The organism is Bradyrhizobium sp. WYCCWR15520, from assembly GCF_056174665.1.
In genome coordinates this window covers 242,172-256,662 of the sequence record NZ_JBWBWM010000004.1, presented here as the reverse complement: position 1 = coordinate 256,662, position 14,491 = coordinate 242,172, and the positions used below count along the sequence as shown (strand labels likewise).

Here is a 14,491-nt window from a genome sequence, read left to right as displayed (position 1 = left end):
CCCTATACTGATATTTTATCTGCTCTCCTTCAAGTTGTAATAGGTGGCGGCGGATCTCCCACAACAAACATCCGGGTCCTTCGGCCGGGCGGCTAGACTCGAGGGCAGCCGCGTCAGCTAGCCTTTGCCAATAGCGTGCAAAACCATCGTGATCGACAATCCGGGCGAGGGCGTCGCACGTAGAATCTACGTTCCCGCCGGCCCTTGATTAACATCCACCACGTGCCGATCCTGTCCGACAGTAATAACAATCGTATAGCTCTTCTTCCCGCCAGCCTGATCGGTAGGGGGCGCAAGGTGCAACTGGCCTCCGTACCATTCGCCCGGCATCAGCGTGTTGTCCTTGATGACCGTCTGCTCAAGCGTGGCCATGTTGCGTTGGCCCGTCTCGACGGTGGCAGCCACCATGGCTTCGTTCTGAATGGCGGCGTTGTTCTGTGCGATCACTGCGGCCGTCGGGCTGTAGAAAGTGCCGGTGCGGCCGCTTGGTGTCGTGTAGGTGCCGCGACCGGCGTTTGAGGCGCTGTAGGAGTTTGCAGCAACGGCAACGCCCGTAAGAATGGCCGCTGCCACTTGCCGGTTCTTTTCTTCCTGCTGCAGCATTTCGAACGTGACGATCTGCATTCCGAAGTCGGAGCCGCCGACGTGCTGGATGGCCTCCACCTGGGCTACACGAAATTCCGTCGGTTGTTTTCCGAGGTTGTTGATGCCGACGACGAACACCGGGCGTCCGTTCGCCTGCAACTGGCGCGATGCCGGGCGCACCAGCACCAGCGAACCCTTCTGGCGCGAGACCAGCGCCGGTTGCCCGTCGCGCATCATTGATTGTTGCTGTGGATTGGATGCGCGAAACGCAATGGTTTCGCCGTTTGAAACGCAGCCGCCCAAGGCAGCACAAAGCGCCACGATTCCCAGATTACGCATGACAAGACCCCCCAGACCCGCCGCCATACAAAGGCAACTGGAGGGCGTGGGCAAGCGTGTACGCGCGTGTAGTCACACCGTGGAAATACGGTGTGACTACAGGGCGAGGAAGACGTGGATGGCCGGGTCAAGCCCGGCCATGACGGAGAGAGTGGTGCTGTTCTTAAAACAAAAACGGCCGGGTCTTCCGACCCGGCCGCTTCGTACTCCGATCCGCCGATTTCGCTAAGCTTTAGCTCGCCTTCTTCACGAACGCGGGCTTGCCGACCTTCTTCTCGATCGCGCGCTTCAATTCCAGCGCGCGGGGGGAGAGGACGTCGGCCTTGGCCTTGATGAGGTACGCGTCCAGGCCGCCATTATGGTCGACGCTCTTGAGCGCGTTGGTCGAGACGCGCAGGCGCACGTTGCGGCCGAGCGCGTCCGAGATGAAGGTGACGTTGGTCAGGTTCGGCAGGAAGCGCCGCTTGGTCTTGATGTTCGAGTGGCTCACCTTGTGGCCCACCTGGGGGCCCTTGGCCGTCAGTTCGCAGCGCCGGGACATCTTGCAAATCCTCTTCCATCCCCGCCTTTAGGCCAAGCCGCTTCTCGCGGGCGCCGCGGGGGTCCAAAATCGCGTCCATTTCCAGGAACCGCGGACGTATAGGAGGAGACGGCCACGGGGTCAAGGTTTTTGCCGCCCGCGCGGGGCGGAATGGAGCGGAATATAAGGGGTTCCAGCGGTTTAAGCCCTCCTTATAAAGGGCGCAATCCGCGCCGACATCATGGCTTTCGCGATTGAGACCCTCGGCCGCCGGAGGCGGCGCTTACACCGGGTCGTGTGAAGCGTGTTTTCGCGTCAACACGCGTTGTTTGCGGGATATTTTTGCCTAAATGAACAATAGCTCGCGCCGATCCCGGGACCTGCAGGAATTGACCAGCCGCAAAACCCCTTCATCCCTCACCAGGCTCACGCTCGGCCTGTGCACCGCCGCGTGCATCTGGCTGGCGCCGCAGGCGACTTTCGCGCAGGGCCGGCTGGATGCGCAATATGAGGCGACGCTGGCGGGGATTCCCGTCGGCAAGGGTACCTGGACCATCGAAATCGGCGACGACATGTATGCCGCCACCGCCCAGGGCGGCACCGCGGGGCTTTTGAAGGCGTTTTCCGGCGGCAGCGGCTCCGGCGCGAGCGTCGGCCGGATCCTCAACGGCGCGCTGGTCCCCAACTCCTATACCGCGACCACCACCACGCAGAAGAAATCCGAAACCATCCGGATTTCGCTGGCGAACGGCGGCGTGAAGGATTTTTCGATCGACCCGGCGCCGCCGGTCGATGCCGACCGCATTCCCGTCACCGAGGCGCACCGCAAGGGCGTGCTCGATCCCATGACCGGCTCAATGCTGCGGGTGCCTGGCAATGCCGAGGTGCTGAGCCCGGATTCCTGCCGCACCGGCGCTGGGATTTTTGACGGAAGGCTGCGCTACGATCTCAAGCTCGACTACAAGCGCATGGAAACGGTGAAGGCCGACAAGGGCTATCACGGGCCGGCGCTGGTCTGCGCCATCTACTTCACGCCGGTCGCGGGCTACATCCCCGATCGCCCCGTGATCAAATATCTCGCCGCCGAGCGAAAGATGGAGGTCACCCTCGTGCCGATCGTGGGAACCCGGATTTTGGTTCCCTTCCGCATGACCATCCCGACGCCGTTTGGCCTGGCGATGCTGGAAGCGACGTCGTTTGTCACGACCGCGACGCCGCCACGGGTAGCGAAGACGAATTAGGCCTTTGAAGTCACCTCGCCCCGCTCTTTGCGGGGAGAGGTCGGATTGCGGAGCAATCCGGGTGAGGGGCTGTCTCCATAGCGGGACTCGCGGAGACAGCCCCTCACCCCGACCCTCTCCCCGCGAAGGGCGGGGCGAGGGGGCGCAGCTCGGTCGCGGCGAAGTCGACGCAACCGCCATGAATCATGTTGACTCCTGACCACTTCTGATTCGACTCCGTGCCTTAAGAAATTGGTCCCGAAACCGTTGCTTGTGGAGCCCGTGTAAACTTGATCTAGTGCCGCCCCGGGCGTGTCAGCGCGAGATGTTGCGGTGAACGTATCGGGTCTCGGGAGGAGTCAGCGATTCGGACGCGATTCGTTCCAGACTCGTTCCAGAGCTTAAGCCGCGACCGCATCACCGTCGCAAAGTGAAACAGTTTCCCGTCATTGCGAGCGAAGCGAAGCAATCCATCGGGCCGCAAAGAAAGAATGGATTGCTTCGTCGCGTTGCTCCTCGCAATGACGGTTGAAGCGGCGGAATTTTTAAGAAACACCTGCACAGAATGGCTTTCTCTCCTTCCACGTTCGCAACCGAACGCGCGCCCGGCGCGGGCGTTACCGCCGTGCTCGGGCCGACCAACACCGGCAAGACGCATCTGGCGATCGAGCGGATGCTGGGGCATTCGTCGGGCGTGATCGGCCTGCCGCTGCGCCTCTTGGCGCGCGAGGTCTACAACAAGATCGCCGATCGCGCGGGCACTGAAAGCGTCGCGCTCGTCACCGGCGAGGAGAAGATCAAGCCGAAGAATCCGCGCTACTGGGTGTCGACCGTCGAAGCAATGCCCAGGGATCTCGACGTGAGTTTTCTCGCCGTCGATGAAATCCAGATCGCCGCCGATCTCGAGCGCGGCCATGTCTTCACCGACCGCATCCTGCATCGCCGCGGCCGCGACGAGACGCTGCTGCTGGGCGCTGCGACGATGCGTCCGATCATCGAGCGGCTGTTGCCGGGCGCGTCCATCATCACGCGGCCGAGGCTGTCGCAGCTCGAATTCGCCGGCGACCGCAAGATCACGCGCCAGCCGCGGCGCACGGCAATCGTCGCGTTCTCGGCCGATGAAGTCTATGCGATCGCCGAGTTGATCCGCCGTCAGCATGGCGGTGCTGCCGTTGTATTGGGCTCGCTCTCGCCACGCACACGCAACGCGCAGGTGGCGATGTTCCAGAACGGCGACGTCGATTATCTCGTCGCCACCGACGCTGTCGGCATGGGGCTGAACCTCGACGTCGATCACGTAGCCTTCGCCTCCGACCGCAAATACGACGGCTATCAGTTCCGCAGGCTCACGCCCGCCGAGTTTGCGCAGATCGCGGGCCGCGCCGGGCGCGCTACCCGCAACGGCACTTTTGGCACCACCGGGCGCTGCGCGCCGTTCGAGCCGGAGCTGGTGAACGCGCTGCAGAACCACACTTTCGACAGCGTCAAAATGCTGCAGTGGCGCAACTCAAAACTGGATTTCTCCTCGCTCGGCGCGCTGCAGGTGTCGCTGGCGCTGCCGCCGGGGCATGAGGTCTTGACCCGCGCGCCGATCGCCGAGGACCAGCGCGTGCTCGATCACGCTGCCCGCGACGGCGAGGTGAGGGACATGGCCCACGGTGCGGCTGCCGTGGAACGGCTGTGGGACGCCTGCGCGATCCCGGATTACCGCAAGATCGCGCCGGCTGCCCATGCCGAACTCGTGACTACGCTTTATGCATTCCTGATGCGGAAAGGTCGGATACCGGACGCATGGTTCGCCGCCCAGGTTGACCAGGCCGACCGCGTCACCGGCGATATCGACACGCTGTCGGGCCGGATCGCGCAAATCCGCACCTGGACCTTCGTCGCCAACCGCCCGGACTGGCTGTATGACCCCGATCACTGGCAGGGGATCACCCGGGAGGTCGAAAATAAATTATCCGATGCGCTGCATGAACGTCTAACGGAGCGTTTCGTTGACCGGCGGACCAGTGTATTGATGCGCCGCCTGCGGGAGAACAGTGTTTTGAATACGGAAATTGGCAAGACCGGCGAAGTGATTGTGGAAGGCCACGCGATCGGCCGGCTCGATGGATTTACCTTTGCACCCGATGCGGCGGAAGCCGGCTCGGACGCCAAGGCGTTGCAGGCCGCAGCCCAGCAGGTGCTGGCGAGCGAGATCGACGCGCGCGCCGGAAAACTCTCGGCAGCGCCCGACGATCAGTTCGTGCTGACGTCCGACGGCACCATCCGCTGGACCGGCGATGCCGTGGCAAAGCTCGTCGCCGCCGACGATGCGCTGCATCCGCGCATCCGCATCATTTCCGATGAGCGCCTTTCCGGCGCGCCGCGCGAAGCCGTGCAGGCGCGGCTCGATCTGTGGCTGAAGACGCATATCGAAAAGCTCTTGGGTCCGCTGTTCGGCCTGTCGAAGGCCGAGGACATCACGGGCATCGGACGCGGCATCGCGTTCCAGCTCGTCGAAGCGCTCGGCGTGCTCGAGCGTTCGAAGATCTCGTCCGAGATGAAGGATCTCGACCAGGCCTCGCGCGCGACGCTGCGCAAATACGGCGTGCGCTTCGGTGCCTATCACATCTACTTCCCCGGGCTCCTGAAGCCCGCGGCGCGCGCGCTGGCGTCGCTGCTGTGGGCGGAGAAGCAGGACAATGTCGACATGTCCGCGCTCTCTGGCGCGCAGCATCTGGCAAGCTCGGGCCGTACCTCGTTCCCCGTGGACAAGGCGCTGCCGCGCGATGCCTATCGCGTGCTCGGCTACCGCCAGTGCGGCGAGCGCGCGGTGCGCGTCGATATTCTGGAACGCCTCGCCGATCTCATTCGTCCCGCGCTGGCGTGGCGCGAGACGTCGCCGGGCGAAAAGCCGGCCGGCGCGTTCGATGGCCGCGGCTTTGTGGTGACGCAGGCGATGACCTCGCTCACGGGATCGGCCGGCGAGGATTTCGCCTCGATCCTGCGTGCCCTCGGCTACCGCATGGACAAGCGTCCGCCGTTGCCGCCGAAGCCCGCGCCGGAAGTCGTTGTCGAGACGGTTTCTGCAGAGACGCCGCCGGTCGAGGCAAGCGCCGAGGTGACGGCAGAGACGCCGGCAGAAGAAGTCGCGGCGGAAGTGCCTGTCATGAGCGAGCCGGTGTCGTCGGCCTCGCTGCTGCCTGATGTAACGCCGTTCGCCGCGGAAGCGCCGGCGCCCGCCGAGGTAACGCCGGCGGAGGCTGCGATCCTGGACGCGCCGCCGGAACAGGAGACGGCCGAAGTCACCAGCGCCGCGGAAGCCGCTGCCGAGCCCTTGACCGCGAGCGAAGCGCCTGCTGAAGCCGAAGCGCCGGCTGAATCCGCTGAAGCCAAGCCTGAAACTGAAGCCAAGCCTGAAACGGAAACCAAGGCTGAAACTGAAGCCAAGGCTGAGGCAAAATCCGAGACGCCGGCCGAGCCGCAGCTCGTCGAAGTCTGGCGGCCGGGCGGGCGTTCCGACGAGCGCCGTCCGCATCACGACCGCAACCGTCAGCGCCATCATCGCGAGGGCGCGCAGGCCGCCAGCGGCGAAGGCGGTGAGGGTGCGCAGCGCGAGCAGCGCCATCGCCGCGGCCGTCGCCACAACGAATTCAGAAAGCCGCGCGAGGGCGCGCCGGCCGATGCACCAGCGGCTCCGGCTGCAGAGGGCGCGCCGGCAACAGAGGCGCGTCAGGACCGTCCCCCCCGCGAGCGCTTTGAAGGCAAGGGCCGTGATCGCGAGGAGCGGCGCGACAAGTTCGATCGCAACAAGGGCGAGCGCAAGGGTGGTCGCGACAAGGAACGCGGCGGCCGTGATTTCGGCGGACGCGACAAGGGCGGTCGCGACAAGCGCGACTCTGGTCCCTCGCACCGTCAATGGGCGACCAGCGCGAACCCGCGCGAGCGCGATCGCGTGGCCGATCCGAATTCGCCGTTCGCCAAGCTGGCGGCGCTGAAGGAACAGCTCGCCGGCCGGAAGGAATAGCCAAAGCGTTTTCGAGCGAAGTGGGCAGCGGTTCGCGGTCCAAGAAAACGCGTCAAAAGGATAGACTTCGAGAGAGAAGTTGGAGCGGCAGCGTCTCGACAAATGGCTGTGGCACGCGCGGGTGGTGAAGGCCCGCACCTCCGCTGCCGCCCTCGTCGAAGCCGGTCACGTCCGTATCAACGGCGTGCGCGAAAAATCGCCGGGCCATTCGGTAAAGGTCGGCGACGTCCTGACGATCGCACTGGATCACAGCGTGCGCGTCCTCAAAGTGGTCGGGTTTTCCGAGCGACGTGGCGACGCCACGGTTGCGCGCGTGCTCTACGAGGATTTGCAGAACGCCAAACAATAACTATGTGAAGCGGGCCCGCAGGAGGCCTTAAAAACGGCTACCAGCGGCGTGCTGCTTCACTTGCGGCAGCGCACCGCATGCGCTACGCAAACCCCGGAAAACTGATCCGTTTCGGAGCGTTGGATGACTTACGTCGTCACTGAAGCCTGCATTAAGTGCAAATATACCGACTGCGTTGAGGTCTGCCCCGTCGACTGCTTCTACGAGGGCGACAACATGCTGGTCATCCATCCCGACGAATGCATCGACTGTGGTGTCTGCGAACCCGAGTGCCCCGCCGACGCCATCAAGCCGGATACCGAGCCGGGCCTGGAGAAGTGGCTCGAGGTCAACACCGAGTACGCCAAGAGCTGGCCCAACATCACCCAGAAGAAGGAAGCGCCGCCGGACGCGAAAGAATTCGAAGGTGTCGAGGGCAAGTTCGAGAAATATTTTTCCAAGGAGCCCGGCTCCGGCGATTAAGCCTGTGGATAAGTTAAGGGCTCATTGGGCCTGATTCGGCCCCAATCTGAACCGAACCAGCTTGTTGGATTTAACCCTGTTAGCGGACTTATGACGGGAACGGCCCCGTAAGGGCCCGGAACCCGGCGTAAATCATTGATTTTTGCGGAAAATGTGCTATATTGGGCACATTACAAGCCGATCCTGGCCATGCGTAACCTGTGGCCCCGGTGGGTGACCCGTAAAAATCGAACAGGGGCGTGGCAGTTCCGCGCGCAGGCTGTGTCACAGAAAACGCGTAAAAAGAGTGCTTCCAAGACCACGAAAAAAGCCGCTCCGGCCAGCCGCAGCGCAACCAAGGGCCGTGCCAAGGCGTCCGTAAAGGCTGCCAGGAAGGTTTCGGCCACAAAGTCCTCAAAGAACAAAAGAAGCGCGATGCCAGAAAAGACTGCCAAGACCGCCGCGAAAGCGACGGGTTCGAAGACCAATGCCCCGAAAGTTGCTGCCAAGGCTCCCGCAAAGACCCCTGTGAAGGCCGCTCCTGCGAAGGCTGCCGTTGCGCCGAAGGCTCCCGCCCACAAGCCGGCCGCTGCGGCCGCGCCGCGCGTCGAGGAACCGAAGAAGGTCGTGACCCAGCGTCAGGGCTTCAAGGCCAATGAATTCGTGGTCTATCCGGCTCACGGCGTCGGCCAGATCCTGGCCATCGAGGAGCAGGAGATCGCAGGCGCCAAGCTCGAGCTGTTCGTGATCAATTTCATGAAGGACAAGATGACGCTCCGCGTGCCGACCGCCAAGGTCGCCAATGTCGGCATGCGCAAGCTGTCCGAGCCGGCGCTGGTCAAGAAGGCGCTGGAGACGCTCAAGGGCCGTGCCCGCGTCAAGCGCACCATGTGGTCGCGCCGGGCGCAGGAATACGAAGCAAAGATCAATTCGGGCGACATCGTCGCGATCGCCGAAGTGGTCCGCGACCTCTACCGCTCGGAATCGCAGCCCGAGCAGTCCTACTCCGAACGTCAGCTCTATGAAGCGGCGCTCGATCGCCTGTCGCGCGAAATCGCTGTCGTGCAGCATTCGACCGAGACCGAAGCGGTCAAGGAAATCGAAAGCCAACTCGCCAAGAGCCCGCGCCGCGGCGCCAAGGCGGAAGCGACCGAGGCTGACGGCGAAGCCGACGAGGCGGATGTCGACGCCGACGGCGACGATGCTGCCGTGGCGGACGAAGCCGCCTGAAAGAATCCCGAGGACTGAAACGAAAAGCCCGGTCGAAAGACCGGGCTTTTTGTTTGGGCCTTTTGTTTGGTGCTTGCGCGAACGGAAGATCTTCGAGCGCGCTGTCGGCGCGAACGAACGCGAGAGTTCCGGTTCCATTCCTTGGCGCGGAAACGGCCAGTTTTCGACCTCTTGTGACCCGAATCGCGGGAGATTGTCCCGGCCACTACTTCTAGATCTACCGCAAGGGGGATTCGATGAAAGGGCAGGTACAGTCCATCTTTTTCGCCGTTCTCATCGCGGCTTTCGTGGCCACGCTTGTTCCGCTGAGCGCGCCGGCCGCGCAGGTCAGGCAGTGCAGCGCCGCTGTGCCCAAATCGGCGAAAGGGCATTGGTCCTGGCGCATGATCGACGGCCGCAAATGCTGGTACTCCGGCAAGGCCGTGATCTCGCGGTCATCGTTGCGCTGGCCCGCCGCGGCGCCCGCGCAAGCTAAAGCCGAGGCGGCGGCAAAAGCCGCGGCGGCGGCAACGGTCACCGTCAGTGTCGCCACTCGCAGCGACCCCATGGATGCGCAGGCGCAGATGTCTGACGACGATAGCTTCGAGTCGCGGTGGCAGTTGCGCGTCGTTTCCAGGTAGGGTCACGGATAGCCCGCGGCGACGGGAAGCCTATCAAGAGCCGAGGGCTGCGTAGGTGAGGCTGCGTGGGTTGAGCCGAAGTTCGTTGCCCGACATTGAGTACCGACACACATCATGTCGGAGGGGTTGCTGCGGGCAAGATCCTTCAGGGTTCCCCGAACGGGAACTTTACACGCGTTACCGGGAACTTTGAGCGCACTAACGCGTTGAAATGCATGACCTATGAAAACCGAACGACACCCCCGCGCTCTCGCGAGGAGCGAGCGGCATTGATGGAAAGGCGCCGTGAGGATGCCGAGAAGGCGCTCAACGAGCGCAGGAAGGCCGATGATGCCTTCCGGGCCAATTTCGAGCGGCTCAAGGCGGAGCGTCTCGCCCGCGAGGCGGCTGCCAGCAATTCATGATTGAGTGAGTGGCGGAAGCGATGCAAGCGGCGAACAGCGCTGCTGCATGCGGCTGTGCGTTCCGTAAATCCGTAGCCCGGATGGAGGAGCGCAGCGTAATCCGGGGGATGGCTCCTCAAGCCCAAGAGTCCCGCGGATTGCGAGTCCCGGATTGCGCTGCGCTCCATCCGGGCTACGTTCGCTCAGCCTAATCCACCACGATCTTGACGCGATCCCTGGGCTTGACCTGCGCGTGCTGGTCGAGGCCGTTGAGGATGCGGAAGCGCTCGGCCGGGCGGTCGACGCCGGACATGCGGTGGGAGAGCGATTCCACGGTGTCACCGGGCTGCACGGTGATGACCTTGATGCGCAGCGGACGCGCGGCCTGGATTTCTTCCATCGTCAGGCGACGGAACGAGTTGACGGTCTCGCGCGCATTGCGCTCGCTTTCGGTGTTGCGCTGCTTGGCGGCGAAGATGAAGCGGTAGACGTCGCTGCCGTAGCGAAGCGCAAAGACCTTGAACTGCCACTGATCGCCGTTCGCGTTCGCCGCAGCGACCGGGAAACCGTTGATCATGAGGTCTTCGGTCGAGCCCTTGTCGACGCCTTCCATCCAGCCGGAATTGAGGTAGTCGGACAGCGACTGTTCGGCCGGCACGCGCACCACGTCGAAGCGCATCGCCTGCGTGCCGCCCTCGCGCACGCCGATCACGGCCTGCGCGGTATTGTCGAGCGTAAACGTCTCGGGCGCCTGGAAGGTGAAGCCGAGCTTGGGATGCAGGAAGCGGCGCCCGCGCACGAAGCCTTCGCTGGGATCTTCGCCATAGACGATGTTGTCGATCGCGGCGAGATAGGTCTCGCGGTCACGCTCGCCGCTTTGCGGCGAGGAGTATTGCCGGGCGCTCGCCTGCGCGTTCTGCACGCGCTCGGGGGTCGCCGGATGCGAGGACAGGAAATCCTGCGCGCGCGGATCGAGCGAGGTCTTGCCGGCCTTCAGCGCCGCGTTGCGCTCCATCGCGGCAAGGAAGCGCGAGGCGCCATAGGGATCGAAACGGGCGCGGGCTGAAATGCCGACGCCAATACCGTCGGCCTCGAATTCCTGCTGGCGCGAGAAGCTCGCCATCGTCAGCTTGGTTTTCGCCAGCGCCAGCGCCGTCAGGTCGGGGTCGTTGCTCATGTCGGTGACGACACGGGTCACCACCGCCGCCTGCCGCGCCTGGTCCTCGCGAATCGAGGCGTGCTTGGCCAGCACATGCGCCATTTCGTGGCTCAGCACCGAGGACAGTTCCGACGTGTCGCTGGCGAGCGCGACCAGGCCACGCGTCACATAAAGCTGGCCGGTCGGCAGCGCGAAGGCGTTCACGGCGCCGGAATTGAGAATGGTCACCCGATAGGCCTGGTCGGGACGGTCGGAGGCCGCAACCAGCCGGTCGACCGTCTTGCCGATCAGGGTCGCGAGTCTCGGATCGTCATAGGCGCCGCCATAAGAGGCCAGAATCCGCTCATGCTCGCGCTCGCTCGCCGGCGTCTGTGCGACGATGCGGCTTGGCTTCGGCTGGGGAACCACCGGCGCGGCAGTCTCGAGTTTTCCGAGATTTCCACAGGAAGAAAGAATCAGCGCGGCGCACAGCAGCGCCGGCGCAGCCAGAAGGCGGCAGCCCGTGTTTCCTTCGCGCCGTCGTGCACGATGCGTCAAATCAGCCACCAAGATCACGATCCAACTGGAATCGTCGATCCCATCCCTTTTTCGCGCGTGATCCAAATGAAAACCGGTGCCCAGTCTTCGGATCAAGCACTATTTCCCGCCCAGCACCTCAACCTGCTCCACCCGGAGCACCTCAATCCGTGGCCCTCCCCGCGACGAGACAACGCCGCGGACACGAATCCGTCGATTTTCGAGCGACTTAGGTCCAAGGCCGGCGCTTTCGAACGCCGGAATGATGCGCCTTGAAATAGTCGCAGCGAAGTCCTGTGTCCAGTTCCGCCCGAAGTTCAGATAGGTAATTGCCCCCGCTTGCCGAACGGACAGTACTTTGCCCTCGACCACCGTAAAGTGCCCAATCGCGGCCAGAATATCGCCCGGACTTTCGGTGTTTTTTATGGCCGCGGTTTCAGCCCAAATGCCCAATTTGGCCTGCCGCGCGCTGGTCTCGGCCGCAGCCAGTGCTGCAGCGCAATTTTTTTCCGATATATCGGCCGATACCAACGCCGCACCGCGGCGAAGCAGCTCGCTTTGCACCGAATGCTCCGAACCCGCCACGAACACAAAGGCGGTCTGGCGGCCATAGCGGTCCGGCGTGTCGTCCTCGCCATGCAGCGTCACGTCGCGGCCGCCGACGATGGCGGACAATGCGGCTCTGATTCGGGCCTGATCGGTTCCAGCTCGTTCGATGCCGGCGAGGCGGACTTCGCGGCCGTCTTCGAGGCGAAAGCTGCGCGCATCGACCACGGCGGCGACGCGGCCTTCACCCTGCGGCTCGAGCGCACAATCGGCCGCCTCGGCGCGTGCGACCGAAGCCAGCGCGAGAAAAGATGCGGCATATGCCGGCAGCGCAGCGCTGCAACGCGATTGCTGACACATCATAACGCTGCTCTGGGCCCAGCTTGTTCCTATATGCTACGTCAGTAACGACATTGCTACCTTAGATTGCCACGCCGGGAGAGACAATGGAAGTCAACGGCATCGCCCATATTTTCCTCACGGCCTCGAATTTCGAGCGCTCCCGCGATTTCTATTCAAAGCTGCTGCCGTTTCTCGGGCTGAAGCCTGTCATCGAGACCGAGACGACCTATTATTGCGTCGGCGGCCGCACCGCCGTCGGCATCAGCGCGCCGTCAGCGGAGCATGAAGGCGCCGCCTTCGAGCAGAAGCGCGTCGGCCTGCATCACCTCTGCTTCCGCGCCCGCGAGCGCGCCGACGTCGATGAGCTGCACGGCTTCCTGCAGACGCTCGGCGCCAAGATCATTCGCGCCCCGCGCGAGGATCAATGGGCGCCGGGATATTATTCGATTTTGTTCGAGGATCCGGATGGGATCAGGCTCGAGCTCAATCATGTGCCGGGGAAGGGGCTGTTGGGTAGTTCACCGCGATGTGTGGTGCCGTGGATAGCGAAACCCATCACGCCACAGCGCGGGGATTGATGGGTTTCGCTTCGCTCTATCCATCCTACGGACTCCGCGTCATGGATTGCAGACAGCACAAGGTTGAATGTCCGCGTTCTTCTGCAGCCAATCTACAGCATCGAATGCATTCCCGCGATCAAACGGACCATGCCATCTTCCATTCTTGCCGCTGTCCGCTCTTTGAGTGCCGCGTCCATGATTGCAGTAAACGCAGTCAGCAAGATGTATGCGGCCTCGTTTGCGGTGCCAATTCTCATAAACGTAGTAGCGTTCATCCATACAGGACATTGTCATATTCGACAGCCTCTTTCCGGCGTCGCCTGTTAGAACCTGCAATGGGACGCTCGTATGCGCTGCATCGCCAGCACTTTAGTCCTTGGATTTCAGCGGTAGTGTCGTGAGGAATTGACGATGTTGGTCAAGCCAGTCAGGATTCTCGGTAGCAATGATGCCGACACATAGCTGCACGCATTCATTGCAAATGAAACCTCCAGCGCCTGCGATAATCTGCAAGACGTCCGGTTGGCTCTTCCCGCAGAATGAACATGCCACTTCGGGTGAAGCGGGCGTCGCTTCCACGACATTGATGCCCTCATCCCGCAGAGCCTGGAATAGGCTTTCGATTTCTTCCGGCTCCAGCTTCTCTGCTTCGATCAGCTCGTTCAACTGATCGAAGGTAATGGCGCGGCTGGCCTCAGCGATTTTGATCGCGGCTCGAATTATCTCCGGCAGTTTCATCTGACTGTGAAGACGGATCGATCCACTCCAGCAAGCCCTGCTGCTTCCCCGCAGGAGCTGATGGGTTTCGCTGCGCTCTACCCATCCTACGAACTATGATCCATGATTCTGCGCTTGGCTCTTCCTGCATCTACCCGTGACCTGAGCCGTCTCCATCCGAACCGTGATGCGATCCGTCGATTGACGGACCGGGACCGGAAATATCAGCGCCTAGCTTGGCCTTCTTTCGGAAAGGCCAGGCGATGGCCATGCCTCCTGCGACGAGCACGATGAGTGCAGTCGCTGCTATCCAATGTGAAATCATGGACGCCTCGTAAAGAGCCGACGGCTTTCATCGAATCCCGGTTCGCAATCTAGCAGGCGTGTCAGGACAAACACGCACAGCGAGCGCTCAGCATTAATGAATAGTTGCGCCAGCGGATGAAACGATGGGTTTCGCTGTGCTCTACCATCCTAAGGAAGCATTCTGCGGCATGAAGCCATTCTCGCTGGCCGCAACAGGAGTAAGAGTTTCATCACGGGTGAGGTGCCTGCGATTGCTGAAAAGGATACACCGTGATCGCGATATCGGCGTCGATCCGCGCGATCTGGCGCAGCAGGTCGGCGCTGATCGTCGTATCAAGCGCTGGATAGTCCGCTCCGCGTTCAAATCCGTAGGAGAAGGTGCGGGAGGTGCAGGCCTTCCATAGATCCATTGCGGTGTCCGGGAGCGCGTCAATGATCGTCAGGAATTGCTGCGTACACGATTGCGCATCGTGTATCTGCTCAGCTGTCTGCTCAGCCAGTTCAAGACCGAGGATAAACTGCCGATAACAAGAACTCTTTCGTCCATGTTCGACGAGCGCGTCGAGGGTTCGAGTTCGATTTCAGAACGATATCAAGGTTCAGGAATTGAGGAGGTGTCGTTGAGCTATGGCGGGACAAGGCGCTC

Annotated in this window: 14 protein-coding genes; 8 read left to right on the top strand and 6 right to left on the bottom strand. The window is 62.6% G+C overall.

Features of this window, described 5'->3' with window-relative positions; genetic code table 11:
- Positions 1–186 precede the first annotated feature (186 nt).
- A complete protein-coding gene (locus AC0QUY_RS06500) occupies positions 187–924 on the bottom strand; it encodes a hypothetical protein (protein WP_475386209.1) in 738 nt (245 codons plus the stop codon).
- A gap of 232 nt (positions 925–1,156) precedes the next feature.
- A complete protein-coding gene (gene rpmB, locus AC0QUY_RS06495; RefSeq protein ID WP_161851309.1) occupies positions 1,157–1,465 on the bottom strand; it encodes a 50S ribosomal protein L28 in 309 nt (102 codons plus the stop codon).
- A gap of 329 nt (positions 1,466–1,794) precedes the next feature.
- Here rpmB and AC0QUY_RS06490 point away from each other — a divergent pair, with 329 nt between their 5' ends.
- The 7 genes from AC0QUY_RS06490 to AC0QUY_RS06460 all read left to right on the top strand — a co-directional run bounded on the left by AC0QUY_RS06490 (position 1,795) and on the right by AC0QUY_RS06460 (position 9,720).
- Positions 1,795–2,685 carry a DUF3108 domain-containing protein gene (locus AC0QUY_RS06490; RefSeq protein ID WP_475386208.1) on the top strand — a complete coding sequence of 297 codons (891 nt, stop codon included), beginning with the start codon at positions 1,795–1,797 and terminating at the stop codon, positions 2,683–2,685.
- Positions 2,686–3,229: 544 nt separating this feature from the next.
- Positions 3,230–6,676 (top strand): helicase-related protein, encoded by a 3,447-nt coding sequence (locus tag AC0QUY_RS06485; protein ID WP_475386207.1) that lies wholly within the window; start codon positions 3,230–3,232, stop codon positions 6,674–6,676.
- A 79-nt stretch (positions 6,677–6,755) separates the two neighbouring features.
- Entirely contained in the window at positions 6,756–7,025 is a 270-nt protein-coding gene (locus AC0QUY_RS06480; RefSeq protein ID WP_475386206.1) for an RNA-binding S4 domain-containing protein, read from the top strand.
- A gap of 123 nt (positions 7,026–7,148) precedes the next feature.
- Positions 7,149–7,487 (top strand): ferredoxin FdxA, encoded by a 339-nt coding sequence (gene fdxA / locus AC0QUY_RS06475; RefSeq protein WP_161851313.1) that lies wholly within the window; start codon positions 7,149–7,151, stop codon positions 7,485–7,487.
- 414 nt (positions 7,488–7,901) lie between these two features.
- Positions 7,902–8,696, top strand: coding sequence for a CarD family transcriptional regulator (locus AC0QUY_RS06470; RefSeq protein ID WP_161851314.1), 795 nt, complete (start codon positions 7,902–7,904; stop codon positions 8,694–8,696).
- 236 nt (positions 8,697–8,932) lie between these two features.
- Positions 8,933–9,316: a hypothetical protein gene (locus AC0QUY_RS06465; protein ID WP_161851315.1), complete on the top strand. Its 384-nt coding sequence runs from the start codon at positions 8,933–8,935 to the stop codon at positions 9,314–9,316.
- 272 nt (positions 9,317–9,588) lie between these two features.
- The gene (locus AC0QUY_RS06460; protein ID WP_475386204.1) at positions 9,589–9,720 is read left to right on the top strand and encodes a hypothetical protein; all 132 of its coding nucleotides are present in this window, start codon (positions 9,589–9,591) and stop codon (positions 9,718–9,720) included.
- Positions 9,721–9,907: 187 nt separating this feature from the next.
- Here AC0QUY_RS06460 and AC0QUY_RS06455 read toward each other — a convergent pair whose 3' ends face one another.
- Positions 9,908–11,395, bottom strand: coding sequence for a M48 family metalloprotease (locus AC0QUY_RS06455; RefSeq protein ID WP_475386250.1), 1,488 nt, complete (start codon positions 11,393–11,395; stop codon positions 9,908–9,910).
- Positions 11,396–11,494: 99 nt separating this feature from the next.
- Positions 11,495–12,148 (bottom strand): thermonuclease family protein, encoded by a 654-nt coding sequence (locus tag AC0QUY_RS06450; RefSeq protein ID WP_475386203.1) that lies wholly within the window; start codon positions 12,146–12,148, stop codon positions 11,495–11,497.
- A gap of 218 nt (positions 12,149–12,366) precedes the next feature.
- On the opposite strand from AC0QUY_RS06450, the gene AC0QUY_RS06445 reads away from it, so the two are divergent.
- Positions 12,367–12,840 (top strand): VOC family protein, encoded by a 474-nt coding sequence (locus AC0QUY_RS06445; RefSeq protein ID WP_475386202.1) that lies wholly within the window; start codon positions 12,367–12,369, stop codon positions 12,838–12,840.
- A 351-nt stretch (positions 12,841–13,191) separates the two neighbouring features.
- Here the strand turns inward: AC0QUY_RS06445 and AC0QUY_RS06440 are convergent, their stop codons facing one another.
- Together AC0QUY_RS06440 and AC0QUY_RS06435 are read right to left on the bottom strand one after the other, a co-directional pair.
- Complete coding sequence (locus AC0QUY_RS06440; RefSeq protein WP_161851318.1) at positions 13,192–13,560, bottom strand: ClpX C4-type zinc finger protein; 369 nt, start codon at positions 13,558–13,560, stop codon at positions 13,192–13,194.
- A gap of 515 nt (positions 13,561–14,075) precedes the next feature.
- Positions 14,076–14,255 carry a hypothetical protein gene (locus AC0QUY_RS06435; RefSeq protein WP_246738509.1) on the bottom strand — a complete coding sequence of 60 codons (180 nt, stop codon included), beginning with the start codon at positions 14,253–14,255 and terminating at the stop codon, positions 14,076–14,078.
- Positions 14,256–14,491: the final 236 nt, after the last annotated feature.

Excerpts from the sequence above, each read along its gene's own strand:
- AC0QUY_RS06500 (WP_475386209.1), bottom strand. The coding sequence starts at position 924 with ATGCGTAATCTGGGAATCGTGGCGCTTTGTGCTGCCTTGGGCGGCTGC.
- rpmB (WP_161851309.1), bottom strand. The coding sequence starts at position 1,465 with ATGTCCCGGCGCTGCGAACTGACGGCCAAGGGCCCCCAGGTGGGCCAC.
- AC0QUY_RS06490 (WP_475386208.1), top strand. The coding sequence starts at position 1,795 with ATGAACAATAGCTCGCGCCGATCCCGGGACCTGCAGGAATTGACCAGC.
- AC0QUY_RS06485 (WP_475386207.1), top strand. The coding sequence starts at position 3,230 with ATGGCTTTCTCTCCTTCCACGTTCGCAACCGAACGCGCGCCCGGCGCG.
- fdxA (WP_161851313.1), top strand. The coding sequence starts at position 7,149 with ATGACTTACGTCGTCACTGAAGCCTGCATTAAGTGCAAATATACCGAC.
- AC0QUY_RS06470 (WP_161851314.1), top strand. The coding sequence starts at position 7,902 with ATGCCAGAAAAGACTGCCAAGACCGCCGCGAAAGCGACGGGTTCGAAG.
- AC0QUY_RS06465 (WP_161851315.1), top strand. The coding sequence starts at position 8,933 with ATGAAAGGGCAGGTACAGTCCATCTTTTTCGCCGTTCTCATCGCGGCT.
- AC0QUY_RS06460 (WP_475386204.1), top strand. The coding sequence starts at position 9,589 with ATGGAAAGGCGCCGTGAGGATGCCGAGAAGGCGCTCAACGAGCGCAGG.
- AC0QUY_RS06445 (WP_475386202.1), top strand. The coding sequence starts at position 12,367 with ATGGAAGTCAACGGCATCGCCCATATTTTCCTCACGGCCTCGAATTTC.
- AC0QUY_RS06440 (WP_161851318.1), bottom strand. The coding sequence starts at position 13,560 with ATGAAACTGCCGGAGATAATTCGAGCCGCGATCAAAATCGCTGAGGCC.
- AC0QUY_RS06435 (WP_246738509.1), bottom strand. The coding sequence starts at position 14,255 with ATGGATCTATGGAAGGCCTGCACCTCCCGCACCTTCTCCTACGGATTT.